General features: G+C 40.0%; 19 protein-coding genes and 1 pseudogene. 5 read left to right on the plus strand and 15 right to left on the minus strand.

Going from position 1 to position 24,311, the window contains the following annotated elements:
- Positions 1-35: 35 nt before the first annotated feature.
- The 8 genes from ilvN to PSM_RS17860 form a co-directional block, all read right to left on the minus strand.
- Complete coding sequence (ilvN, locus tag PSM_RS17825) at positions 36-536, minus strand: acetolactate synthase small subunit (protein WP_013463265.1); 501 nt, start codon at positions 534-536, stop codon at positions 36-38.
- Positions 536-2,260, minus strand: coding sequence for an acetolactate synthase 3 large subunit (locus PSM_RS17830; RefSeq protein ID WP_013463266.1), 1,725 nt, complete (start codon positions 2,258-2,260; stop codon positions 536-538). The genes ilvN and PSM_RS17830 overlap by 1 nt, the downstream gene beginning before the upstream one ends.
- A 461-nt stretch (positions 2,261-2,721) precedes the next feature.
- Entirely contained in the window at positions 2,722-3,729 is a 1,008-nt protein-coding gene (locus PSM_RS17835) for an isocitrate dehydrogenase (protein WP_013463267.1), read from the minus strand.
- A 179-nt stretch (positions 3,730-3,908) separates the two neighbouring features.
- Positions 3,909-5,591 carry a hypothetical protein gene (locus PSM_RS17840; protein WP_013463268.1) on the minus strand — a complete coding sequence of 561 codons (1,683 nt, stop codon included), beginning with the start codon at positions 5,589-5,591 and terminating at the stop codon, positions 3,909-3,911.
- The gene (locus tag PSM_RS17845; protein WP_029609954.1) at positions 5,591-5,986 is read right to left on the minus strand and encodes a DUF3192 domain-containing protein; all 396 of its coding nucleotides are present in this window, start codon (positions 5,984-5,986) and stop codon (positions 5,591-5,593) included. Before PSM_RS17845 ends, PSM_RS17840 begins: the two co-directional genes overlap by 1 nt.
- A 69-nt stretch (positions 5,987-6,055) precedes the next feature.
- Positions 6,056-6,829: a flap endonuclease Xni gene (xni, locus tag PSM_RS17850; RefSeq protein ID WP_013463270.1), complete on the minus strand. Its 774-nt coding sequence runs from the start codon at positions 6,827-6,829 to the stop codon at positions 6,056-6,058.
- A gap of 8 nt (positions 6,830-6,837) precedes the next feature.
- The gene (gene ppnN, locus PSM_RS17855; protein WP_013463271.1) at positions 6,838-8,181 is read right to left on the minus strand and encodes a nucleotide 5'-monophosphate nucleosidase PpnN; all 1,344 of its coding nucleotides are present in this window, start codon (positions 8,179-8,181) and stop codon (positions 6,838-6,840) included.
- Between the two features lie 77 nt (positions 8,182-8,258).
- Positions 8,259-9,767, minus strand: a complete 1,509-nt coding sequence (locus PSM_RS17860) for a GGDEF domain-containing protein (RefSeq protein ID WP_013463272.1) — start codon at positions 9,765-9,767, stop codon at positions 8,259-8,261.
- A gap of 225 nt (positions 9,768-9,992) precedes the next feature.
- On the opposite strand from PSM_RS17860, the gene PSM_RS17865 reads away from it, so the two are divergent.
- Positions 9,993-11,783 carry a M61 family metallopeptidase gene (locus PSM_RS17865; protein ID WP_013463273.1) on the plus strand — a complete coding sequence of 597 codons (1,791 nt, stop codon included), beginning with the start codon at positions 9,993-9,995 and terminating at the stop codon, positions 11,781-11,783.
- A gap of 144 nt (positions 11,784-11,927) precedes the next feature.
- A pseudogene (locus PSM_RS17870) lies at positions 11,928-14,098 on the plus strand (S46 family peptidase).
- A gap of 1,000 nt (positions 14,099-15,098) precedes the next feature.
- On the opposite strand, the gene PSM_RS17875 reads toward PSM_RS17870, so the two are convergent.
- The gene (locus tag PSM_RS17875) at positions 15,099-15,992 is read right to left on the minus strand and encodes a response regulator (protein ID WP_013463274.1); all 894 of its coding nucleotides are present in this window, start codon (positions 15,990-15,992) and stop codon (positions 15,099-15,101) included.
- Between the two features lie 98 nt (positions 15,993-16,090).
- Here PSM_RS17875 and PSM_RS17880 point away from each other — a divergent pair, with 98 nt between their 5' ends.
- Complete coding sequence (locus tag PSM_RS17880; protein WP_013463275.1) at positions 16,091-16,891, plus strand: hypothetical protein; 801 nt, start codon at positions 16,091-16,093, stop codon at positions 16,889-16,891.
- 1,156 nt (positions 16,892-18,047) lie between these two features.
- On the opposite strand, the gene PSM_RS17885 is transcribed toward PSM_RS17880, so the two are convergent.
- Both PSM_RS17885 and PSM_RS17890 read right to left on the minus strand, forming a co-directional pair.
- Complete coding sequence (locus tag PSM_RS17885) at positions 18,048-18,296, minus strand: hypothetical protein (protein ID WP_013463278.1); 249 nt, start codon at positions 18,294-18,296, stop codon at positions 18,048-18,050.
- 79 nt (positions 18,297-18,375) lie between these two features.
- Positions 18,376-19,227 (minus strand): hypothetical protein, encoded by an 852-nt coding sequence (locus PSM_RS17890; RefSeq protein WP_013463279.1) that lies wholly within the window; start codon positions 19,225-19,227, stop codon positions 18,376-18,378.
- A 354-nt stretch (positions 19,228-19,581) separates the two neighbouring features.
- On the opposite strand from PSM_RS17890, the gene PSM_RS17895 reads away from it, so the two are divergent.
- Both PSM_RS17895 and PSM_RS17900 read left to right on the plus strand, forming a co-directional pair.
- Entirely contained in the window at positions 19,582-20,853 is a 1,272-nt protein-coding gene (locus PSM_RS17895) for an O-acetylhomoserine aminocarboxypropyltransferase/cysteine synthase family protein (protein ID WP_013463280.1), read from the plus strand.
- 58 nt (positions 20,854-20,911) lie between these two features.
- Complete coding sequence (locus tag PSM_RS17900; protein WP_016900156.1) at positions 20,912-21,580, plus strand: NADPH-dependent FMN reductase; 669 nt, start codon at positions 20,912-20,914, stop codon at positions 21,578-21,580.
- Positions 21,581-21,596: 16 nt separating this feature from the next.
- On the opposite strand, the gene PSM_RS18550 is transcribed toward PSM_RS17900, so the two are convergent.
- From PSM_RS18550 to hisF, 4 genes are all read right to left on the minus strand, one after another.
- A complete protein-coding gene (locus PSM_RS18550) occupies positions 21,597-21,785 on the minus strand; it encodes a DUF1289 domain-containing protein (RefSeq protein WP_016900157.1) in 189 nt (62 codons plus the stop codon).
- Between the two features lie 14 nt (positions 21,786-21,799).
- Positions 21,800-22,315, minus strand: coding sequence for a hypothetical protein (locus tag PSM_RS17905; protein ID WP_013463283.1), 516 nt, complete (start codon positions 22,313-22,315; stop codon positions 21,800-21,802).
- Between the two features lie 423 nt (positions 22,316-22,738).
- Complete coding sequence (gene hisIE, locus PSM_RS17910; RefSeq protein ID WP_013463284.1) at positions 22,739-23,353, minus strand: bifunctional phosphoribosyl-AMP cyclohydrolase/phosphoribosyl-ATP diphosphatase HisIE; 615 nt, start codon at positions 23,351-23,353, stop codon at positions 22,739-22,741.
- On the minus strand, positions 23,347-24,123 hold the full coding sequence (hisF, locus tag PSM_RS17915; protein ID WP_013463285.1) for an imidazole glycerol phosphate synthase subunit HisF: 777 nt from the start codon (positions 24,121-24,123) through the stop codon (positions 23,347-23,349). The genes hisIE and hisF overlap by 7 nt, the downstream gene beginning before the upstream one ends.
- Positions 24,124-24,311: the final 188 nt, after the last annotated feature.

The following is a 24,311-nucleotide window of genomic DNA, read 5'->3' on the forward strand; positions in this document are numbered from 1 at the left end:
TATTAAGCCCTTTTTTTTTGCCGTAAATTTAACGCTTATTTAGCTTTAAGCGCCTTATCTCCGCGACCAATGCCGACCGCGCCAGAGCGAACCACTTCTATAATGTCTGTTTCATGACGTAAGGTATCTAAAAACGACTCTATTTTATCGGTGCTGCTTACCAACTGTAGGCTGTAACTTTGACGCCCCATATCTAAAATAGCGCCCTGAAATACATCTACAACCCGCGTTACAGCAGCTCGCGTAGCTTCATCTTGAGCAAATACTTTTACTAGTAACAGTTCGCGCTCTATGTGGCTCATTTCGGTTAAATCAATCACCTTAAGTACATCGACCAGTTTATTTACCTGTTTGGTGATTTGCTCAACAATTCTATCATCGCCTTTAGTGGTGACAGTAATACGCGAGAGTGACTCATCATCAGTGGTTCCAACAGTTAAACTATCAATATTGTAAGCTCGTTGAGAAAAAAGCCCCACTATACGTGATAACGCACCGGGTTCATTTTCTAATAATATAGATAATATACGACGCATTATGCCTTTACTCCTTTTCTTAACCACATCTCATCTATGCCACCGTGCTTAATTTGCATCGGGTAAACATGTTCTTTTTCGTCTACTAAAATATCTAAAAACACTAATCTATCGGTTATCGACATGGCTTTGTCTATTGCCGGCTGTAATTCATCCAGTGTATTGACTCGTATTCCTACATGGCCGTAACTTTCTACAAGTTTTACAAAGTCAGGAAGTGATTCCATATAGGAAGAGGAGTGTCTGCCGCCATAAATCATATCTTGCCATTGTCTAACCATACCTAGTGAACGGTTATTTAACGAGATCACTTTTACCGCTAAGTTGTATTGTAAACAGGTAGAAAGCTCTTGAATGTTCATTTGAATAGAGCCGTCGCCAGTCACACATAAAGACTCTTTATCCGGAAAGGCGAGCTTAACCCCCATAGCTGCTGGTAAGCCAAAGCCCATGGTGCCTAAGCCACCTGAGTTGATCCACTGACGAGGGTGCTTAAATGGATAATACTGCGCTGCAAACATTTGGTGTTGGCCCACATCTGAACTGACATAAGCATCACCATTAGTCGCTTTATAAATAGCCTCTATAACTGCTTGAGGTTTAATTTTATCGCCATCGGTATTGTAGTTTAAGCATTTTTGTTCGCGCCAACTGATCACCTGTCGCCACCAATCTTCTTGTGCACTGCGGTCTATTTTTATTGGGCTTTTATCTATAGCAGTTTGTAACTGTTCAAGTACCGTGGCTAAACAGCCAACAACCGGAATATGTGCTTTTATGGTTTTGGAAATTGAAGTCGGATCGACATCTACATGCACGATAGTGGCATTAGGGCAAAACTTTTGTACGTTATTGGTAACCCGATCATCGAATCGTGCGCCAAGGGCTAAAATAACATCAGCATTGGCCATGGCTTTATTTGCTTCTAATGTACCGTGCATACCCAACATACCAATAAAGTTAGGATGAATGCCTGATATACCACCTAGTCCCATTAGGGTATTGGTAATAGGGGCATTAAGCGATTCGACTAAGTGGGTTAGTTGCTCTGATGTATTTGAAAGCACAATTCCGCCACCAGAATAAATAACCAGCTTTTTCGCTTCTAAAATAGCAGTAACGGCCTTACGAATTTGTTTAGAGTGACCCTTGGTATTAGGGTTGTAGGTTCTGAGTTCTGTTGCCGCTGGAAAGTTGTAAGCAAAAGTTAGCTCAGGGTTAAGCATGTCTTTAGGAAGTTCAACGACAACTGGGCCTGGGCGACCTGAGCTGGCAATATAAAAGGCTTTAGCAAGAATATTGGGGATTTCACTAGCGCTTCTACAATTAAAGCTATGCTTTACAATCGGACGAGAGCAGCCAACAATATCCGTTTCTTGAAACGCGTCATCGCCAATTAAGTTGGTTGGCACTTGACCTGATAACACCACCATCGGAATAGAATCCATATACGCAGTTGCTATGCCTGTTACACAGTTTGTTGCCCCTGGTCCAGAAGTGGCAAGTACAACACCGACTTCACCGGTTGCTCTTGCGTAACCATCGGCCATGTGTGTGGCGGCCTGTTCGTGACGGACTAAAATATGTTCAATATCATCTTGCTGAAATAGCGCATCATATAAGTCTAATACTGAGCCACCGGGGTAACCGAATATATACTTAACGTTTAACTCTTTTAATGACTTAACAACCAATTCAGAGCCATTATATTCTTGTTTACTCATCCTCATTCCTCTGTTGACTGATTTATGCAAAAAAAAACCCCCGCGTAGTGCGAGGGTTTTAAAAAGCATGTTTCACCTTTTAATACATCCCCGCTGGGCTTATCACTAAGACCAGTACGAGTAAGACTAAAAGACGAAATTGTGTGTTCATGATGTTTTGCTCTTTAAAATAAAATGCTGTTTAAATTACAATTTTTGTATGTGGTTATTTTTAAGGCTTTTGCGCGCTCATGTCAACCCAAAACTAACGTTTTTGGATTAAAAATTCATTTTTATATCTTTTTTAATCTTAAATTCTAATTGTTGTGAAATATCCTCACGTTAAAAGCAGAAATTATGCATTTTTAATTTTAAGGAGTAGGGAGCTTAAATACACATTAATTACATTAAAGTGATACAAGCGGTTTTGAGCAGGCATAAAAAAAGCCAACAGATGTTGGCTTTATAATTCAATTATACTGTTACAGACGGTCGATTACTGACTGAGTGAAGTCAGTTGTACCATGGCTGCCGCCTAAATCGCGAGTAGTACGGTCGCCTGATTTAATTACATCAGCCACTGCGCTACGAATGCGCTCTGCCGTATCGCCCATATTTAAATGCTCTAGCATTTGAATAGACGCTAAAATAACTGACGTTGGGTTTGCTAGGTTTTTACCTGCAATATCAGGTGCGCTACCGTGAACAGCTTCAAAGATAGCCGCATCTTCACCAATGTTAGCACCAGGCGCCATGCCTAAACCACCAACTAAACCAGCACATAAATCAGATAAAATATCGCCGAATAGGTTAGTCGTTACAATTACGTCAAACTCTTCCGGTGTCATTACTAGTTTCATACAGGTTGCATCAACAATCATTTCAGTTGATTCAATCTCAGGGTAACGTTCAGCCACTTCACGAGCAACTTTTAAGAACAAACCCGATGTTGATTTTAAAATATTTGCTTTATGAACAGCGGTTACTTTTTTACGGCCTTCGCGTACAGCTAGCTCGTATGCAAAAGTAACGATTTTTTCAGCGCCTTCACGCGTGATAACAGACATTGCCTCAGCTTCGTTGCCATCAGCACTCACTACTTGACCTGCACCTGAGTACATACCTTGGGTATTTTCACGAACAGTAATAATATCAATGTCATCGTAACGTGCTTTAGTACCTGCGAACGACTTCACAGGACGAACATTAGCGTATAAACCAAACTGCTTACGAAGTGTTACATTGATTGATGTAAAGCCTTCGCCTACAGGGGTCGTTAATGGACCTTTTAAAGTGATTTTATTTTTAGCAATCGTGTCAATTGTTTCTTGTGGAAGCAATTCGCCCGTTTTTTCAAGCGCAGCGAGGCCAGCGTCAACAAATTCATAATCAAAATCGCATCCTGCGGCTTTTAGTATTTCAAGTGCTGAGTCGATAATGCTTGGGCCGATGCCGTCGCCTTTGATCACTGTTATGGTTTGTTTGGCCATGAACTTTTCCTTTAAAGATTTGGATACACACATAAATAAAAAATACTCACAGAGTTTAGACTACTTATATGACAGGGGTGCTAAATTTAAGCCGGCATTTATACCAATTTATTGAACATTTTGCCAGTTTATACTGCAAATACAGGGTATAACTTTAATTTATAGTGATAATAAGTCAGCTAAATACTATTGTGCAGACCTAATTGCTGCAGGGATTGATAAAAAATGGCCTCACTTTTCCAGCCATGGCGGGTGAGTTGTTGATTTAATATCTGCTGTTGCCATGCTGTTAATGGCTGGTTAGGTTTAAGTACGCGCTGGGCTACAACTTTCAAAGCTGCCCACAACTTAGCGCTATCATCGAGCTGCTTTTTAGGCAATGTTTCAGCTTTTAATAACGCTATTGCCCAAGGGTCGCTACTAAGTAATTCATTAAGCTCATTAGTTAAATGAGGGGTATCAACATTGTTTATGCCAAAAAATGTGCATATTGGCGTATCTAAGGATTTATTCGGTGTTTGGTCTAAGGTGATTTTTCTAGAAACTTCTGGGCTGTAATTAATTAATAGATAATATAAATAGGCATATAGGCTCAAACTAATGCGTTCACTTTGCAAATTTTTATCGTGTTTTACTAACAGCTCTACAATGTTGATTAAACAACCCATGCGGGTACACAAAAATGTATGTAAAGGATGGGCAATACTATTTACTAACTGCTCGAAAACCATGCCTTGAATAATCGCAGGGGCCTTATCGTAACCGACCATAGACAAGCTATGCCTTAAATCTTTTGCCGGCTGCAGCTCTTTATTATACTGTTTTACTGCATGGCACACTGATTTTATAACATTAGGATAAGGGGTAAGTAATGTACTTAATGCTTTGTAACTGTACTCTTGTTGGTTTTTTATTTGTTTAACTAATTCGTACAAAGAAGACTGTGTATCGTCACTCTTATGAACAATATGCAGGTACTCACTGTCCCAAACTTTTAAAAACAAGCGATCGTCATTACACGGCCATGCCTTTGAGCCATCCTCTAATGATGCTTTTATCCGATACCAGGCCATTTTTGAATTGGCATTATTAACGATAATATGACGGCCTGCCGAATCTGTAGCCAAATAAATCATTGTTTGGTCAGCATAAACTACTTGGCTACCTGGTACATATTGTCCAACGTGTGCCACTAAGTCTTTTAATAGCCTCTGTGCAAATGAGTTGGGGGTTCTTATGTACAAATCAGCTACTGCTTTATAAAAACTAATATGCTGCTGTTTTGCGTTGCAGGTTACGTTAAGCGCCAAAATATTTGCCAAAGCAACCAATACACTGGCTCCGTCATAAAGCATGACTTTAGGCGTGTTTAATAATGCGTGTTTGTATTTGGCTAGTTTAGCTAAAATATGGGCAATTTGATGTGCTGGTTGTTGTGATGTCAATATCACTTTGGCAGCAAGTTTATGGCGTAACTGCCACATTTTAGTGTCGGTATTAGTAAATGTTTGCTGTTGGGCTAGTTTATTCAACTGATTAGCAACACAAAGGTGTTCCACCAATGAGACACTGATATAAAGCTCTGTTAAGTGTTTATCGTAATTTTGGCTAGCACTTAATGCACAGGTTAAAACACATTGATTAACCACTAAATTGGTTGCAAAGCTATAGTGTGTTTTATACAAATTGAGCTGAGCTTGTAACGCCGCTGGGTTTTGTTTATATAACGCTGCGTATTGTTCTGCAAGTTTACAAACAATCGGGTAAAAAGTATGCCACTGGTTTTTATTATTATGTGAACCTAAAAGCAACTGTGTGCTTTCGAGTAGCTTTTTTAGGTTACCCGACAGTGGTGCTTCCATTAAATTGTTCCATCATTTTGCTCAAGGTATTTTTCATAAGCACTTGGGCCCCACATTATTAGTTGGCCGTTTTTAAATAATAACCCGGTACATTCATCCATGGTGGTAATGCCATCCGAGGTTTTATGTTGTGTACGATAAAATATAACTTGCCACACCTGTTCACCATCGCGCTTGGCGTAGGTTAAATCTGGGCTGCCTAAATATTCAAGCACAGCATTTAGCGTAAAAGAATCTTCTAAGCGCAGTTTTTCAATATAGCGTTTATTGAATGCTTCGCGGTCTTGCCAAATCATTGCTTGTGGATCGTCTTTATAAAACATAATAACCGACGTGGCTATCAGTGCATATAAACCTAATCCCAATATCAAATACCTAAAAAACTTTTTAAACATTGCCTACCCAGACCAATATAACTATTACTAGTATACGTATTGCGATCGTTCAGTGCCATTAACTTGCGACTAATTAAGCCTTAACTGCTTTAAACTAAAGCCTAAGTGGATATCAGTACGCAAACTCACCAATTGTTTAGAAATAACAAACATATCCATATCATCAGCAAGCTTTTTTTGTAAGCGCGCACTTAATGATTCATCGCTTAATGCCTCTTCGAGAGTGTTGTACTGATTCACCAATTGTTGCGCCGATTTAACACCAATGCCTTTAACACCTGGAATGTCATTGGTTTTGTCTCCTGCCAGAGCCCAAAAGTCTATGAGTTTGTGTTGTGCCACGCCAAAACGTTCTTGGATATGCTGCTGTGTGAGCTGTTGCTTTTTAAAGTAATCATACACTTCAATTTGCTCATTTAAATGCGGTAAAAACCCTTTATCGGTAGAGACAATAGTGTTATTTATCTGATTGTTGGCGGCTTTATGGGCTAATGTTGCAATAATATCATCAGCTTCATCGTTAGTCGGTTCAAATACCACAATGCCGGTTTCTTCGATGGCCGCTTTAAAATGTGGCAAGGCTTCTTTTAACGTTTGTGGCATCGGGGCGCGCGAATGTTTGTAATCTTTGTAAAAGTGATAGCGCCAACTTTTATCGCCATCAAATACAGCAATTGCATGGGTTGCATTAGTGGTTGTTATGAGTTTTTTGCAGGCATGTGCTACTCGAGCGCAGCATGCTTTTAACATATGTTCGTCGCTGTGATGCGTTTGGTTAGCATCAACAGCATAGATGCGCCTAATTAAATTAAGCGCATCAATAAGAAGTAAATGGGGATTCAATTATAAACTCACGCTTTTATTGTATAACAAGGAATATACTTACTACCAGGGAGCTTCATTCTACCTTGTTCTACAAACGCTTGTAAAAGTGTGTCCATTGCTTTCATTAAATCAGGCTCGCCACTGAGGACATACGGGCCGTCTTTTTTAATCGCATTTAAACCTTCTTCTTTTACATTTCCCGCCACTATTCCCGAAAACGCACGGCGTAAATTAGCCGCTAACTGTTGTTTGGGTTGATCAAGGTGTAAATCAAGCGACGCCATAGCCTCATGAGAGGGGTAAAAAGGTTGCTGAAAATCACTGTCTATTTTCAAGGTCCAGTTAAAGTAATACGCATCTCCTTGGCTTTTACGGTATTCGCGTACACCATTCATTGCCGACTTTAACTTTTGGCTTACTAATTGAGGATCATCAATAATCACTTCAAATTTATCTAGGGCTGCATCGCCTAAAGTCATTTGAATGAATTGACACAGCTCCTCAAAGTAAGCTTCACTTTGTTTTGGACCGGTAAGAATAACAGGTAAACATTGCTTTTCGTTTTCAGGGTGCAACAAAATGCCTAATAGATACAATAGTTCTTCAGCTGTGCCTGCACCACCAGGAAAAATAATAATGGCATGAGCGGTGCGAACAAAGGCCTCAAGTCGCTTTTCAATATCGGGTAAAATAACCAGTTCATTCACAATCGGGTTAGGTGGCTCAGCTGCAATAATACTGGGCTCAGTTAAACCTAAATAACGGTTGTTAGTTATACGTTGTTTGGCATGACCAATAGTGGCGCCTTTCATCGGGCCTTTCATTGCACCAGGCCCACAGCCAGTACAAATATTTAACCCGCGTAAGCCTAATTCGTAACCTACTTGTTTAGTGTATTTATATTCTATTTCGTTAATAGAGTGGCCGCCCCAGCATACAATCATGTTAGGTTCACTATTTACTTTAAGAGCGTCGGCATTTCTAAGCATGTCAAAAACCATGTGGGTAATGGCTTTAGTTTCTTGGAGATTTTTTTCATACTTTTGGCAAATAAATAAGATATCGCGAATAACCGAAAATATGTGCTCATGTATGCCGGTGACTATGTGGCCGTCAACGAAGGCCGTTTGCGGCGGGTTCTCTAATTCAATTTTAATACCGCGTTCACGGCTTACCAAACGAATATCAAAGTCTTTATGTTTTTCGTATATATCGTTACTTACATCGGTATGGCTGCCTACATTAAGCACAGCTAAAACACAATTTCTGAATAACCTGTAGCGTTCGCTTGTTGATGACTGTTCTAAGAGGTCTACTTCTAGCTGCGATAATAAATCTAATACCCCTGTTGGGTTTAACTGTATTAGCATCGGCATTCTCCTTGATACTTCTTGGGTAAATTTACTGCGTAATTATGCCTTGTACTCAAAGGTAGAAATGCATAACACTATTTACTAATGCACAGACGATCCCGGCCTGAATTTTTAGCATCGTATAAAGCTTGATCGGCTCTATCAAATGCTTTTAGAGGGGTATCACCCTCTTTAAATTGGGTTGCGCCTAGCGAAACAGTAATTTCAATTTGTTTGTCTTTAAATTTAAACGGTATCTTTTTAATAGACTGTCTTAATTTATTGAGGTGCGCTGTCGCGTTTTCAAGTGAAGTGCGTGGCATTAATAGCACAAACTCTTCGCCGCCATAGCGTGCAATAAAGTCTGATTGCCTAATCGACTTTTGCAGCGCTTTGGCAATAACTTGTAAAGTAATATCGCCCGCAGTATGGCCAAATCGATCGTTGATTGATTTAAAATGGTCGACGTCTATAACAACTAGCGTTATGTCTGACGGTTGTTCGTTAAATAAATTAATTTCGTGGTTGTAACGCTCATCAAATGCCGCGCGATTAGGCAGTTTTGTCAGGCTGTCGAGTAAGCTTTTAAACCGTTGCTCATTTAAACGTTTTTTATAGTTACTGACTTTGTTTTCTAAGCTATTAATTCTTTCATTTATTTGTGTAAAGCTGGCAACTAAAATTCTGCGATCTTTTTGTTCGAGTTGCTCTTTTTCTAAAATATCTGCACTGAGTGAGCGTAACTCGTTTTCAACTAGCTGCTTTAACGCTGTGATTGAGGTCGCATTTTTTGTTTGTGTATTTAAACTTTCTAGCTTTTCACCAATGCGTTGATTTATTGAGTCAAATTCAACATTCATTGATTCAGAGTGTTCACTGGTTGATACCAATGAGCGATGCAGCTCTTCAAGTGTTTGGTTTAATGAAGCTAAAAAGCTTTGCGCTGATTCACGTTCAACGTGAATACTTTTAACAATTAAAGTAATCACATCTATTGCGGCATCAAGTAGCTGGTCAACGGCTTTATTTTTAGCAATGCGTTTTTTTATTAAATACAGTGATTCGTTGGCTTCTTCTTCTAGTACGAGCTCACTAACTAATTTAAACAGCTTTTCAGTGAGCACACTTAGATTGGGTGGTTCAAAGGTATTATTGCTTTTAGCAATTAAAGCTTGATGATAAAAGGTGATCAATTGGTTTAATATTGGGATAAACCCATGCACCGATTGTATATCGTCAAGTTGGTTATCTAATAAATGACGCAGCGTTCTGCGGGTTTCGTCAGGCAGGCCTTTCGTTTGTTGTAACTGTTTTCCTGCATTTTGTACGCTGGTTAACAGGTCGCGTTGATGCGCTAGTTGAATCGCTTCCTGATTTTTTAGCAAGGCCAAAATATCATCTACCAAAGGAGAGAAGTCTTCAAAATCCATTCCTTTGTTTAATGCGCTACGGAACTTTGCTAGGCGGTTATCAAGCTCAATATCAAGTCCTTTACAGCTTAAAGATAACTTAGCCGCAAAGTTAGAAAGGGTGTCAACTTGATGTTTACGAGCGCTTTCTATTACTTTTCTACTGTCAATTGCTTGTTTTAGTTTTTGTTCCACCGTATTGGAGCTCCTAGACACCTACACACCATTATTTTAATACCTTTATTGGTTTAGTTTACAACAAAAACATATTAATAGTAGGTATGAGATCAAAAACTTAATGTTTTTAGCAACAAAATACGAACGATCTTAAATATAAGTGTATTTATCGCTTTTAATTCACTTTTAAAATGGGTCTTGTTAACCTTGGCACAACAATACGTTATATAAAAAAGAGCCTTTATGAAAAAGCTACTTGCCTTATCAATTTTAGCTGCCTGTTCAGCACCGGTATTTGCCGACGTTAATTACGCTTTAAACATTTCTCAGCCAGAGCATCATTTAGGTGATGTGAACGTAGAATTTCCTAAAACGGCGCAGTCTTTCTTAGATGTGAAACTTCCAGCATGGCGCACTGGTCGTTATGAAATTTTAAATCTTGCCAATGGCGTTCGCTACTTTAAAGCCAGTGATGATGAAGGTAATGCATTAAAGTGGGAAAAGATTGACCACAGCACATGGCGCGTTCATTTAAATGAACCCACTGAAGTAAATATAGATTACCAAGTGTATGCCAATGAGCTAGGTAAGCGCGCCCGCCATATTGACGACAGCCATGCCTTTATTGATGCGTCAGGCTTTTTTATGTTTAGCGAATCATTTCGCCAAGAGCCAGTAACGGTTGAATTAAACGTCCCTAAAGCATGGCGCTCTGTGTCAGGCATGGAAAATTATAAAAATAAGCACAGCTTTAAAGCCAGTGACTACGATGTATTAGTTGATTCGCCAATCGAAACCGGTATTAACGAGCTACGCACTTTTGAAGTTGATGGTCGTGAGTACGAACTGGTGGTATGGGGTGAGGGCAATTACGATATTGAACTGATGCTAACCGATTTGAAAAAGCTAGTGGCTACCGGCAATGTGATTTGGGACAGCTACCCTTATGAACGTTATGTATTTATGGTACATGCTACATCAGGCGCAAGCGGGGCAACTGAGCACTTAAACTCAACGATTATTCAGCGCCCACGCGACCGCTTTGCTAAACGTGAAGACTATTTAGGTTTTATAAGTACGGCAGCTCATGAGTTTATTCATACTTGGAATGTAAAAGCGTACCGTCCTAAAGGGCTTGCGCCATATGACTACACTAATATTAATTATTCAAAATTGCTATGGATAGCAGAGGGCTCTACCAGCTATTTTGAAGATCATTTATTAGTGCGTTCGGGTATTCAAACTAACGATGAGTTTTTTAAAGTATTAAGCAAAACCATTAACCGCCACCTCACTACCCCTGGGCGTGAAGTACAAAGTGCCAGCGAAACCAGTTTTGATAAATGGATAAACCAAGGCGGCGATCACGCACGTAACTACAGCACTAATATTTACCTTGAAGGTTCATTATTGTCGATGGCGTTAGATATCGACCTACTTGAAAATAGCCAAGGTAAAATTAGCTACAGAGATGTACATAAAGCGCTTTATAAACAGCATAAATTACCGGCAGGGTTTACTGAGCAAGACGTACTGGCTATTTTAAAACAACTATCAGGGCGTGATTACAGCGCGTGGTGGCAGGCAAATGTTAGCTCACCAGCCAACCTTGATTTTGATGCACTGCTAGCAAAAGTAGGTTTAAGCTTAGAGTTACCAGAAAAAGCCAAGGCCACACCAAGCTTAGATGCATTGACTAAAAATACTGGCGAGTTACTTACGCTTACCCATGTACGCCGCGATGGTGCAGCATGGCAAGGCGGCTTAACCACCGACGATAAACTCGTCGCTATTAATAAAAAGCATGTAGGTAAAGACTTAACAGCCAGCCTAGAAACCTTTAAAGCAGGCGATAAAGTCACTGTTGATTTTATTCGTCGTGATGCATTAATGTCGACTGAGCTTGTGTTGTCTGAAGATTTCGACAAACCTAAAAAAGTGGTTGCGAATAAAAATGCCACTGATGAGCAAAAAGCATTATTTAAAGCATGGATGGGTGTAGCGCATCCAAATGATGTGAAAAAAGACGACTAACATCGTTTATCATTTTGTTTAAAAAGGAGCTTAGCTCCTTTTTTGTTTATTGGGCGCTATATTGTAACAATTTATCTCAGCGCAGTTGACCTTACTCATACTTAATGAGTAATCTGCAGGTTCAATAATAAAAGGGATTCTATAATGCGTTTAAAACCTCTTGTTGCCACTTTGGTAGCAACCTGTTCACTGGCACTTTCTTCTGCGGCCAATGCCGATGAAGGTATGTGGCAACCACATCAGCTACCAGAGCTGGAATCAATTTTAAAAGCCAAAGGCCTTGAAATCAGTGTTGATTCAATTTCAAAATTAACCGAATTTCCAATGAATGCGGTTATTAGCTTAGGCGGATGTACAGCCTCGTTTGTTTCGCCAAAGGGCTTAGTTGTTACTAACCATCACTGTATTTATGGCTCAGTGCAATATAATTCAACGCCTGAAAACAACATACTTGAAAACGGCTTTTTAGCAAAAACACCGGCTGAAGATTTACCTGCTGCGCCAGGTTCGCGTGTGTACGTTACAGAAACAGTGACCAACGTGACTGATAAAGTAATTAGCGGCACTAACGAGCTAAGTGCAAAAGCACGCTACGATGCGTTAGAAAAAAATCAAAAAGCCCTCGTTGCAGAGTGTGAAGCTGATGCTAGCTACCGTTGTAATGTATATTCGTTTCATGGTGGTTTAGAGTTTTACCTTATTAAATCGCTGGAAATTAAAGATGTACGTTTAGCGTATGCACCTGCTATGGGCGTAGGTAAATACGGTGGCGATATCGATAACTGGATGTGGCCGCGTCACACAGGCGATTTTGGTTTTTACCGCGCCTATGTAGGTAAAGACGGCAAACCAGCAGAATACAGCGAAGACAACGTACCGTACGTGCCTGAGTCTTACTTAAGTGTAAGTGCTAAAGGCGTGCAAGAGGGTGATTTTGTCATGGTTACTGGCTATCCAGGACGAACCAATCGTTACCGTATTGCGGCAGAGGTCGATTATGTATTTAACGACAGCTACCCTAAAGCGCGCATGCACAATACTAAATACGTGTCACTTATTGAAGAAAACTCAGAAGACGGCAGCAAAGCGCGTATTGCTTACGAAAGCACCATAGCTGGTTATAACAACTACATTAAAAACTATGGCTCGATGATCGAAAGCTTTAAAAAAGGCACCATGTTTGAGCGTAAAAAGCAGTTTGAACAAGAACTTACAAGCTGGATAAACAGCGATAGCGAACGTAAACAGCGCTACGGTAATGTACTTAATGAGTTATCAGCACTTGTTGCACAATCGCAAGAGCACAGTGAGCGCGACCGTATGGTAGGCTATGTTCACCGTTCACAAATGATCAGCACGGCACGTCGTTTATACCGTTTAGCTTATGAAAACAAAAGCCAAATAGCGAGCGTGAATCGGGTTATCAAGAACGTGATTTACCGCGTATTAAATCGGGTTTAGAGCGTATGTCTCGTCGCTTTGACGCAAACGTAGATAAAGCCATATTACTGCACTTTTTAGAGCAATATGCAGCATTACCTAAAGCAGAGCGTTTTAGTGAAATTGATAAAGCCTTTGCTTTAGAAAATGGGTTTGATAAAGCAAAACAAAGTGCATTACTTGATGAAATGTACGCTAAATCAACGCTTGATAACGAAATTGTACGTAATTCATTATTTGAGCAAACGCTTAGCCAATTAAACCAAAGCCAAGACCCATTCATGCAATATGCAAAAGCCATATTCACGGTAATGAAAGCTGAGGAAGATAAGTCAAAAGCCCTTGCAGGTAAGTTACAAGCCGCTCGCCCAGAGTTAATGAGTGCGATTATTGCCTTTAATAAAGCGCAAAACAAACCGGTTTACGCCGATGCAAATAGCACATTACGTGTAACTTACGGCACGGTAGGCGGGTATTCTCCGCAAGATGGTTTAGTGGCCACGCCGTTTACCTCACTTGAAGGGTTACTGGCTAAAAACACCGATGTTGACCCATTTAATGCGCCTAAAAAGCTGCAAGAGCAAATTAAAGCCAAGCTTTATGGTGATTACACAGGTGGCATGAATACCGTACCGGTTAACTTTTTATCAAACGTAGACACAACTGGCGGTAACTCAGGTTCACCAACACTAAATGGTAAAGCTGAGCTGGTGGGTTTACTGTTTGACGGTGTGTACGAAAGCATTATTGGTGATTGGGATTACAACCCAGAGCTAAATCGCTCAATCCATGTAGATTCACGCTACATGCTGTGGGTAATGGATAAAGTAGATAACGCCCAAAACTTATTAGACGAAATGAAAATCGTAAAATAAGAAGCAGTTAAAATAACAAAAAGGCGCTTACCTTAATCGGAAGCGCCTTTTTTTGTTTAAACATTTTCGGCGATTAATTTAACTTAGGGTACGGGCTGCGGGCTACGAGCTGCGAGGTTCGGGTTGCGGGGGGGAGTTAATTTGTTTTTAGCAGTAAGTATCTTTAGTAGCAGCGATTTTATATCGCGTCAGAGTTAAGCCTAAATAAGTATTTACCACCGAGAACACAGAGTTAACAGAGAAATACTTAAAAGATATGAATCCATCTCTGTGCAGCGCAAAGCGCCTCGGGATTCTCTGTGGTGAAAAAACTGTTTTTAGCAGTAAATGTCTTTCGTAGCAGCGACTTTATATCGCGTCAGAGTTAAGCCTAAATAAGCATTTACCACCGAGGACACAGAGTTCACAGAGAAATGCTTAAAAGATATCAATCCATCTCTGTGCAGCGCAAAGCGCCTCGGGATTCTCTGTGGTGAAAAAACTGTTTTTAGCAGTAAATGTCTTTCGTAGCAGCGACTTTATATCGCGTCAGAGTTAAGCCTAAATAAGCATTTACCACCGAGGACACAGAGTTCACAGAGAAATGCTTAAAAGATATCAATCCACCTCTGTGTAGCGCAAAGCGCCTCGGAATTCTCTGTGGTGCAAAAATTGTTTTTATCAGTAAATGTATTTCGTAGCAGCGATTTCATATCGCGTATTTATGGACATTAGCATTTTACTCGCGCCTCGTAGCTCTCACTTCTCTTTGTTAAATAAGGTCTTTAAGTGATTTATGCACAAAGAGGGCGAAGAGACGCTGCGCTTTCAGAGGAAGGTATAAAACAAGGTTGTTTGGTGGTTTAGGTTACTAATTTACTGCTCATTCACTTCTCTTTGTAGAATAAGGTTTTTAAGTGATTGATTTACCATGAGGGTGCAGAGACGCTGCGCTTTTGTAGGAGCAGGGTGTTTTTAAATATAAACTTTTTAATAATGGTAAATACGTGCGTTTAATTTACTAAATGCCAACCAACATGATTTTACCTTGTGCCATGCCCTCAAGCTGACAACTAAAATCAATGCGCTTTTCAGCAGGTGTTTTATACAGCAAAGTGAGTTTACGAAAAGGCGTGGTAATCACTTTGACCGTTTTGATTTGTAAACTAACGCGTGTTCGTTTGTCTAAAAAGGCAAAAGCCGTTTCCGTTAACGCTTTTTTACATGCGCTTAATGCTGTATTCGTTACAACGCCTGACAATATAGAGTTACTGATATCTTCAGCCGACAAGCTGCTATAGCCACTTGCCATTACGCAGGCAGCATAAATATCAAGTATGGCAATGGCACGTACTTTTTGACTTTTTGGATCCTCATAAACAGCCATGACGCAGGGTACTTTAGACTCATCAAATACCTGAGGTTGAATTGTGTTTACGATTAAGGACTGACTTATATGTTTATGAAACAATCGTTCTAATTGCGACAGTTTTGGTAACGCTAAATCACTGTTTAATTCAATTTCATCAGGGATGATTTCGTTATTTTCAACAAGCTGTACTAAAGGCAATAATTTATCGTGTAGTTGCGCGTCTGTGAAAGGCTTTGATAATACAAAGGATGCACCAAAGCTAATAGCTTCTTCAATTTGAGACTTTTCATCAACGGTGGTCAGCATTGCCACTATTATATTAAGTTGCCTTTGCTTTATTGCACGTAATAACGTAACTCCACACATATCAGGCATATGCCAGTCTGTAAGGACAATATCGGGGTGCCAACTACCAATCAGCGTTAACGCAGATTTAGCATTGCTAGCTTTTTCTATTAATAACTTTCGATAGCCAAATTTTTCCAACCCTCGGCGTACTATTTCGAGTGTTGCTTGGCTGTCATCCACGATAAGTATTTTCACGCATGTTACTTTTTTTTAAATGTTGTTGTTATTATGGCAGATTTTTTTGACAGCGCTAAACTCTAGTAAATAAACACTTAATTTAAGATAATTTAATAATGCCATATGCCGTTTTTCCGCCAGAGGTTTATCATTATATTGCTATAAATTTTGGGCTACTTATTTTAGCCGCGTGGTTTTATATTCTTTTATTGATACTCAGAGAGTTTAGGGCTTTTGCGTTGAGTATGGTTAAAAGTAACGGCACAATGGATGATGCGACGTTAGCTATGTGCAGAGAGTCTGTTGACAATGCCATGAGCTATGTTAACGATAATCGAAAAACTATCGCTGAGTTAATCAGTGTACAAATGCTGTTACAACAGCAATTAACAGAGGTTACTTCATCAACCAAAGATCATGTTACCGAAAAAGAACAACAGCTAATTGATGATCTCAATAAAAAATTAAAACGCTCGCATCAGTTAATTCGCAAACTAAAAGGGGATCTCGATAAAAGTGTTGAAAAATTAAAAGTGACCCGTCAAAAGCTCTATGCACAATATGATGCAGTGACTGTGCTTCAAGAAGAAAAAGACCAGCTACAAGCAGATTATGAAGCGCTTAAAACCGCAAGCGAAAATAGTGATAAAACATCAAGCGCAGATACATCCTCAACGCCCGATCAAACAAGACTACTTAACACTTTAAACGAATATAAAAGGCAAATTGCAGAGCAAGACCAACTACTACAGCAATTGCAGTTACAAACAGACGGGCCAGAAAGTAGTGAGGAGTTAGACACACTAAAGCAAGAGCTAGAAAAAACACAGTACGCACTTAAACACCTTACAAAAGAAAAAAAATTCATTGAAGGGCGCTATTTAGAAATGATGAAAAATAGCCAAAAACCAAGTTAGCCAACGATTTTTTTCAGTCTGAGCCAGTACACGTTATGCCTGTGTTTTCTGCTCATTCACTTCTATTTGTAGAATAAGACCTTTTAGTGAACGTAAAAAAGCCATATATTGCCCTGTAGCAGCGATCTCACATTGCGCCAGAGTTAAGCCTAAATAAGTATTTACCACCGAGGACACAGAGTTCACAGAGAAATGTTTAAAAGATATCAATCCACCTCTGTGTAACGCAAAGCGCCTTGGGATTCTCTGTGGTGCAAAAATTGTTTCTATCAGTAAATGTCTTTTGTAGCAGCGATTTCATATCGAGCCAGAGTTAAGCCTAAATAAGTATTTACCACCGAGGACACAGAGTTCACAGAGAAATGCTTAAAAGATATCAATCCACCTCTGTGTAGCGCAAAGCGCCTCGAGATTCCCTGTGGTGCAAAAATTATTTTTATCAGTAAATGTCTTTCGTAGCAGCGATTTCATATCGAGCCAGAGTTAAGCCTAAATAAGTATTTACCACCGAGGACACAGAGTTCACAGAGAAATGCTTAAAAGATATCAATCCACCTCTGTGTAGCGCAAAGCGCCTCGGGATTCTCTGTGGTGCAAAAAATTGTTTTTATCAGTAAATGTCTTTAGTAGCAGCGATTTCATATCGCGTATTTATGGGCATTAGCATTTTACTCGCGCCTCGTAGCCCGAAGCCTCCCATCCACTTCTCTTTGTGTAATAAGGTCTTTAAGTGATTTATGCACAAAGAGGGCAGGAGACGCTGCGCTTTTAGAGGAAGAGATAAAACAAAGCTGTTTTTAGCTAGTCACTACCATATAGTGCAACGTTATCTTTGCTGAGTATGTAAGGTGACGATTTATAGTAAACAAAGAACCAGCCTAATATGGCTAATATTACGCCTAAACCATATTTGCTAAAAATTGGAATATACATTATCAATGTAAACACGACTGCCGAATACAATAAAAATATAGCCCAAAATAATTTTGAGCTGATAAGTTTCAATCTCAACTGACAATTGGCACATTTAAAGTAAAACGGGAATGCAGATAAATAAAGGCTGAAAACATCTATTTTATGTTCACAGCGAGGACATAGACTCATAAATTTCCTTTTACTTTTAACATATTTTGTTAAAGCGCTTGTTATGTTTACACTACTTCCATGGAATCCATGATTTTGGCGCATGACCTGTTACCGCAACTTTTAAAAATAATAGGAAAAAATAAGGAGCTGATAGCATACCGAATACAGCCCTAAAATCTAGATTATCAAAACTGACATTACCCCGTTCAAAGAATGCAATTAGTAAACTACTAAACGCAATAAGTGCGCAAATGATAAATATTATTGCTAAAGAGCGAATAAATAAATTAACTTTTTCACCGTTCCATGGTGCTTGCATAATACCTCCTTGTAGACATAACGTTGCTATTAAGTGGAAAATAATGGTTGGCGTATAATCGCGAAGCGATGGCCAACTGTTATTTTTCCACTTGAATGCCCTTGTTAGGCATTTTTCTAAGTACATTTAGGGTTCGTTTTACTTTAAGTTGTGCTTCATGAAGCCAACCACCATCTCGGTTTAAGTACACATCAAAATTTTCAAGTAGAGATATTAATTCATCTTTGTTTTTCAAACCTAAAGCAACTTTATCAGAGGCGTTGTTAATGCCCTTTGTTGATAAGTTCCCTTTAGGTGGGATATCAACCTCTAGAAAGTGGTAGCCATTAACAAGCTCGATAGCGGATAGAACAGCAATATCAACTAAATGTTGGGGATCAGATGCCACACCAATTTTACTTCGGAAAATTGAAGCGATTCTTGGTTGTAGGTATTCAATATATGAAACATGGGAACTAGAATCATTTTGGTGTGGAGGAGCACCACTACGATCATCATAGGGAAAAGATCTTGTATATGCAGAAGTGATTAAAGACATTGCCATCAAACATTCTTCGTCCAAAAACAATTGATGCTTGTATAACAGACTTTTAAATTCTCGATATCCTTCAAATGGTACAGGTTCATATAACCCTTCGTCTGGATCATAGTGCTTCAACCAATCAGTATTCACTTGAGCTATTTTCGTTATCAAAGCGGCGAACGCATCTCTTTGGTGATCAAAGAACAATGATGTACGAAGTTGAGAAACTTGATTTTCATGTTTAATACCCTCAACTTTCGAGTTCAACTCTGTTTTATAGCTTTCGAGTTTTTCTGCGTACTCATGCTGAATGGATTGTTTCAACCTTTCAGATATCCACCCTTTAGCTAACCAAACTAATACGGCACCACTCAAACCACCTGATAATATACTGAGTATATATTCCACATTTACTCCTAATATTGGTGCCACTATTGTGGTTAACACTGATGCCTAACAATTTAATAGTGCGCTCACCGCGCATATTTATACCAGCGCTGCGCTCACTTTTCTATTTTATATAGTTTTAACAAATTACCTAACATATTACTATCACTAGTTTTTTATTGTATTTAAGCAACGCTTAGAGGAATAATATGCGCGCTTGGCTCATTTTATTTAATATATGAGCAAACGGTAGTTTGAACATTTAGCTAGATACAGCGATAAATCTATTTCTTTCAACATTCTTTAGTATATTTCATGTGCATTTTGTAACCATTAAATGCTACGTTAGATGTAACTATATTGAAGGAATAAATTATGAAACTTGAGTCTTTAGCGTTGCACCATGGTTATGAATCTGAAGCCACCACAAAGTCGGCGGCGGTGCCGATTTATAACACCTCTTCGTACACCTTTGATAATACGCAGCATGGCGCTGATTTATTTGATTTAAAAGTGCCTGGTAATATTTATACCCGCATAATGAACCCAACCAATGCGGTGCTTGAGCAGCGTATTGCCGCGATGGAAGGCGGTATTGGTGCGCTGGCTGTGGCCTCGGGTATGGCGGCGATTACCTATGCGATTCAATGTTTATGTGAAGTGGGTACTAATATTGTAAGCACCAGCCAAGTGTATGGTGGTACTTATAACTTATTTGCCCACAGCTTGCCGCGCCAAGGTATAGAGGCGCGAATGATTAAAGCCGATGATTTTGACGGTTTTGAAAACGCCATTGATGAAAACACTCGTGCAGTTTTTTGCGAATCAATTGGTAACCCTGCTGGGAATATAGTTGATATCGCTCGCCTTGCGAAAATTGCCCACAGCAAAGGGGTGCCTTTAATTGTAGATAACACCGTGGCTACGCCGTATCTGTGTCGTCCATTTGAGTTAGGTGCCGATATTGTGGTGCACTCACTCACTAAATACATTAACGGCCATGGAACCGCTATTGGCGGCATGATTGTTGATTCGGGCAAGTTTGACTGGAAAGCCAATGCAACCCGTTTTGCGATGATGAATGAGCCTGATCCGTCGTACCATAATGTAGTGTATACCGATGCGTTTGCTGAAGCGGCATTTATTGGGCGTTGCCGCGTTGTACCACTTAGAAATACCGGTGCGGCGCTTGCGCCTAAAAACGCATCAGACATTTTAATTGGCCTTGAAACATTAGGGCTTAGAATGGATCGTCACTGTGAAAACGCGCAAAAAATTGCTGAATATTTAGAGAGCCATCCTAAGGTGCTTTGGGTTAATTATGCGGGATTAAAATCAAGCCCGTATAACGAAATAAGCCAAAAAATTACCAATGGTAAAGCGTCAGGTATTTTAAGTTTTGGTATTGCGGGTGGCTTAGAGGCTGGTACGCGGTTTATTGATGCCCTTAACATGATTTTACGCTTGGTAAATATTGGCGATGCTAAATCGCTGGCTTGCCACCCAGCATCTACCACGCATCGACAATTAAATGATGAAGAGCTGGCCAATGCTGGCGTTAGCCGCGATTTAATTCGTTTATCGGTGGGTATTGAAAACATTGACGATATTATTGCCGATGTAAGCCAAGCGCTCGATAAGGCCTAAATCGTACAGTAAATACCTCAAACTTTTTTGAGGTATTTATTTTCGCAATTAAAAAGGAGTGCCGATACATGAAATTTTAATTTTTCTCGGTTCGGTTAGAAAAAGTACCCCACCTAAGCCTGCGCGTTTAGGGGAGAGAGTAGCGAAAGCATGTGAGCGTTGTTTGCTTGAGCATTACTCTGAGCATGAAATAGAGGTTATTGATCCGCTCGATTACGATTTTGACCCTGTGTTTAAACCGCACTTTGCTTATTCGCAGGCTGAGGTACCTAAACAGCTTGATGACTTAGCGGCAAAAATTAAAGCCAGCGATGGCTTTGTTATGGTGAGCCCTGAATATAATCATTCGATGAGTCCGGCACTCGCTAATTTGCTAAACCACTTTGGTAGTTCTTTATTTGGCTATAAACCCAGCGCAATTGTTACCTATTCTGCAGGGCAGTGGGGCGGCGTGCGCGCTGCTGTTGGTATGCGCAGCTTTTTAAGTGAACTGGGCTGTTTGCCGGTATCAGCAATGATCCATGTACCAAAAGCGCAGGATGTGTTTATTGAAAGTGGTGACGCAAATAATGCGGCAGAGCAAACATCATGGGATAGCTATTTTTCGCGCACGTTTAACCAATTAATTTGGTGGGCAGAAGGTGCTAGCAAACAACGTGAAGCGTTAGACCCTAAGCGATTAAGTAAAGACTTTAAACGTGACCCATCACAACGTAATGCGCCTTAATGGTTATAAATTTAAGCTAGTCTTTTTTTGCATCTTCACGAGGGGAGGCCAATATAGCTTGCTTTTGCTCATCGGTTAAAATAATCCAGTCGAATATTTCGTCACTTGTGCGCCCGCACCCAGTACAGTAGCCATTCATTCTATAACATTCACCGATACAGTCTGTTTTTAAATGAGTGGATTGTTTACTGGGTGTTAGGCGCATACATTCTCTCGTAATTATTTAGTGGCGACGGGCTTTCCTACTTCTAACGAGGTAGACCAGGTTTTAATTTTTGATAAGGTTTTGCTGGTATAAACAGAAATAACCGGCGACCTATCATCAAGTACAAAGGTGGTGCGCAGAGAGGTTTCCGACTCTTTTTGTGTTTCTAACCAGTTGCTATTTTTTGTTAAACATTGGCGAGTGAGCTCAACGGCTTGTTTATGCATGGCAACGGCTTGTTGTTGGTCTTTGTAGTTTTCTTGACAGCGATAGGTCACGGTTTGATTGTTAAAGCTGGTTACTTGGCAGTTATTGCCAAATACGTTGTACTTTGCGCTCCACACATCTAAATAAGGTGTTTTTACTTTGGTGTCTTTTAACGCTTCAAAGCGATTGTCATAGGCGGCAATTAGCCCATCCATTTTTTCGCAGGGGGTTAGGTTATCTAGTTTAGCTTTTTGCTCAGTGGTTAAACTGCTACAGCCAGATAAAATTAGGCCAGTTAATACCAGCGATATATAGGTTTTCATAATGCGCTATCCTTTTGTAATAGCTATTCCTTGAACATTAGGGTCTATTGACCTTTCAAGGTTGAATTTGCAGCAGTCTGTTTGGTATTTAGGCAAGGCAGAGCCTATGTAGTGTTGTTATTCCCCATAAATAGGTGCTAACGCAGCATCAATGCCAAACAGGCGCTGCCCTTCGGGTTCTGCCTAGGGGCGATTTACTCTTTGTTGCTCGGTTTTGACTTAGCCCACTAGGTTGCAAACCTCGCGCCGCGATTAAACCGCCCCTAGTTTGAACAAATTTTAATCCGCAAAGGTCAACAGACCCTAGTTAAAGAATACCTAAGGGAGGGAGTAAATGCTATTCGCAAGGTGTAATTTAAAGTGAATTTATGGTTTTAACATACTGAGTGCGCCACAAAATGGCGCACACAGTAACAGGCGGTTTTACTTATGACGCCCTTGTAGGCAAGCAACTGCATCGGTGAGCTCTAAGCCTTGACGCTGTAGTAACACAATTAAGTGATACAACAAGTCAGCCGATTCGTTAGTAAGCTCATTGTTGTCGTGTTTCATTGCCGCAAGCGCCACTTCAACGCCTTCTTCACCTACTTTTTGGCAGCTGCGGCTTAAGTCTTCAGCAAATAAGGACGCGGTGTAGCTTTTAGCTGGATCGTCGTTTTTACGTGCAACAATCACATCTTCAAGTTGCGCTAAAAAGCTTAAGCTTGGTTTTGCAGCATCGCCAAAACAGCTTTGCGTGCCTAAATGGCACGTTGGCCCTTCTGGGTTTGCCAATACTAAAATTGAATCGTAGTCGCAATCTGTATGCACAGAGACCACGTTTAAGTAGTTTTCTGATGACTCGCCTTTGGTCCATAAACGCGATTTAGAACGCGAATAAAAAGTAACCTTATTACTTTCAAGCGTGACAGCAAGCGCTTCGCTATTCATAAAACCTTGCATTAAAATAACGCCAGAGCGTGCATCTTGAACAATCGCAGGGATCATCTCGCTTTTTGCGAAATCAACTTGAGTTAGGTTTTCTTGCGTTACTAGCATAATCTGGCTGCCACTTGGTTATCTATTAAAAATTGTTTTAGTTCGCCAATGTTAATCACGTTTTTATGAAAAACGCTGGCTGCGAGTGCACCATCTACTTTGCTTTGTTTAAATACATCAACAAAATCTTGCATTGTGCCTGCACCCCCTGAGGCGATTAAAGGAATGTCGCATAGCTCGCGTATTTTACTCAGCTGCTCATTGTCGTAACCGTTGCGAACACCATCTTGGTTCATACAATTTAAAACGATTTCGCCAGCACCTAAGTCTTGTACCCGCTGAACCCACTCTTGAGTTTTATAACGAGTACGGCTTGAGGCATTAGGATCGCCTGTAAGCTGATACACTAAGTATTCACCGGTTTTTTCATCGTAAAAGCTATCAATACCGACAACCACACACTGCTTGCCAAACTCATCGTGTAACTCTTTTATAAGCTCAGGACGGGCAATGGCAGGGCTATTAATACTGATTTTGTCAGCGCCGCGTTCAAGTACGCGCGCTGCATCGGCTACCGATTTAATGCCACCCGCTACACAAAATGGAATGTCGATATGGCGGGCAATATTTTCTACCCAATTTACATCGAGTAATCGTTTTTCAACGCTTGCACTGATCTCGTAAAATACCAGTTCGTCGGCACCGGCTTCACTGTAGGCTTTAGCAAGTGTTAAAACATCGCCGACTACCTCATGGCCCTTAAATTTAACGCCTTTAACGACTTGGCCGTCTTTTACGTCTAAACAAGGAATTATGCGTTTTGATAACATGCGCTTACCTCGTTTTTAAAATTCTGGATTGTAATATGGTTATTATTACGTTTGTTATTGGTATAACTCATTAGAAGACACATAGACTGCACTTGATATGTTATATTTTTAATAAAAATGAATAGTTAATTTAATGAATGAATCTAAATGCATTACTATGCAATGAATTCTTGGCTCCACTATATAAT

The organism is Pseudoalteromonas sp. SM9913, assembly GCF_000184065.1.
Lineage (GTDB): Bacteria > Pseudomonadota > Gammaproteobacteria > Enterobacterales > Alteromonadaceae > Pseudoalteromonas > Pseudoalteromonas tetraodonis.

Coding starts and splice junctions, on each gene's coding strand:
- ilvN (WP_013463265.1), bottom strand. CDS start 536: ATGCGTCGTATATTATCTATATTATTAGAAAATGAACCCGGTGCGTTA.
- PSM_RS17830 (WP_013463266.1), bottom strand. CDS start 2,260: ATGAGTAAACAAGAATATAATGGCTCTGAATTGGTTGTTAAGTCATTA.
- PSM_RS17835 (WP_013463267.1), bottom strand. CDS start 3,729: ATGGCCAAACAAACCATAACAGTGATCAAAGGCGACGGCATCGGCCCA.
- PSM_RS17840 (WP_013463268.1), bottom strand. CDS start 5,591: ATGGAAGCACCACTGTCGGGTAACCTAAAAAAGCTACTCGAAAGCACA.
- PSM_RS17845 (WP_029609954.1), bottom strand. CDS start 5,986: ATGTTTAAAAAGTTTTTTAGGTATTTGATATTGGGATTAGGTTTATAT.
- ppnN (WP_013463271.1), bottom strand. CDS start 8,181: ATGCTAATACAGTTAAACCCAACAGGGGTATTAGATTTATTATCGCAG.
- PSM_RS17865 (WP_013463273.1), top strand. CDS start 9,993: ATGAAAAAGCTACTTGCCTTATCAATTTTAGCTGCCTGTTCAGCACCG.
- PSM_RS17880 (WP_013463275.1), top strand. CDS start 16,091: ATGCCATATGCCGTTTTTCCGCCAGAGGTTTATCATTATATTGCTATA.
- PSM_RS17885 (WP_013463278.1), bottom strand. CDS start 18,296: ATGCAAGCACCATGGAACGGTGAAAAAGTTAATTTATTTATTCGCTCT.
- PSM_RS17895 (WP_013463280.1), top strand. CDS start 19,582: ATGAAACTTGAGTCTTTAGCGTTGCACCATGGTTATGAATCTGAAGCC.
- PSM_RS18550 (WP_016900157.1), bottom strand. CDS start 21,785: ATGCGCCTAACACCCAGTAAACAATCCACTCATTTAAAAACAGACTGT.
- PSM_RS17905 (WP_013463283.1), bottom strand. CDS start 22,315: ATGAAAACCTATATATCGCTGGTATTAACTGGCCTAATTTTATCTGGC.
- hisIE (WP_013463284.1), bottom strand. CDS start 23,353: ATGCTAGTAACGCAAGAAAACCTAACTCAAGTTGATTTCGCAAAAAGC.
- hisF (WP_013463285.1), bottom strand. CDS start 24,123: ATGTTATCAAAACGCATAATTCCTTGTTTAGACGTAAAAGACGGCCAA.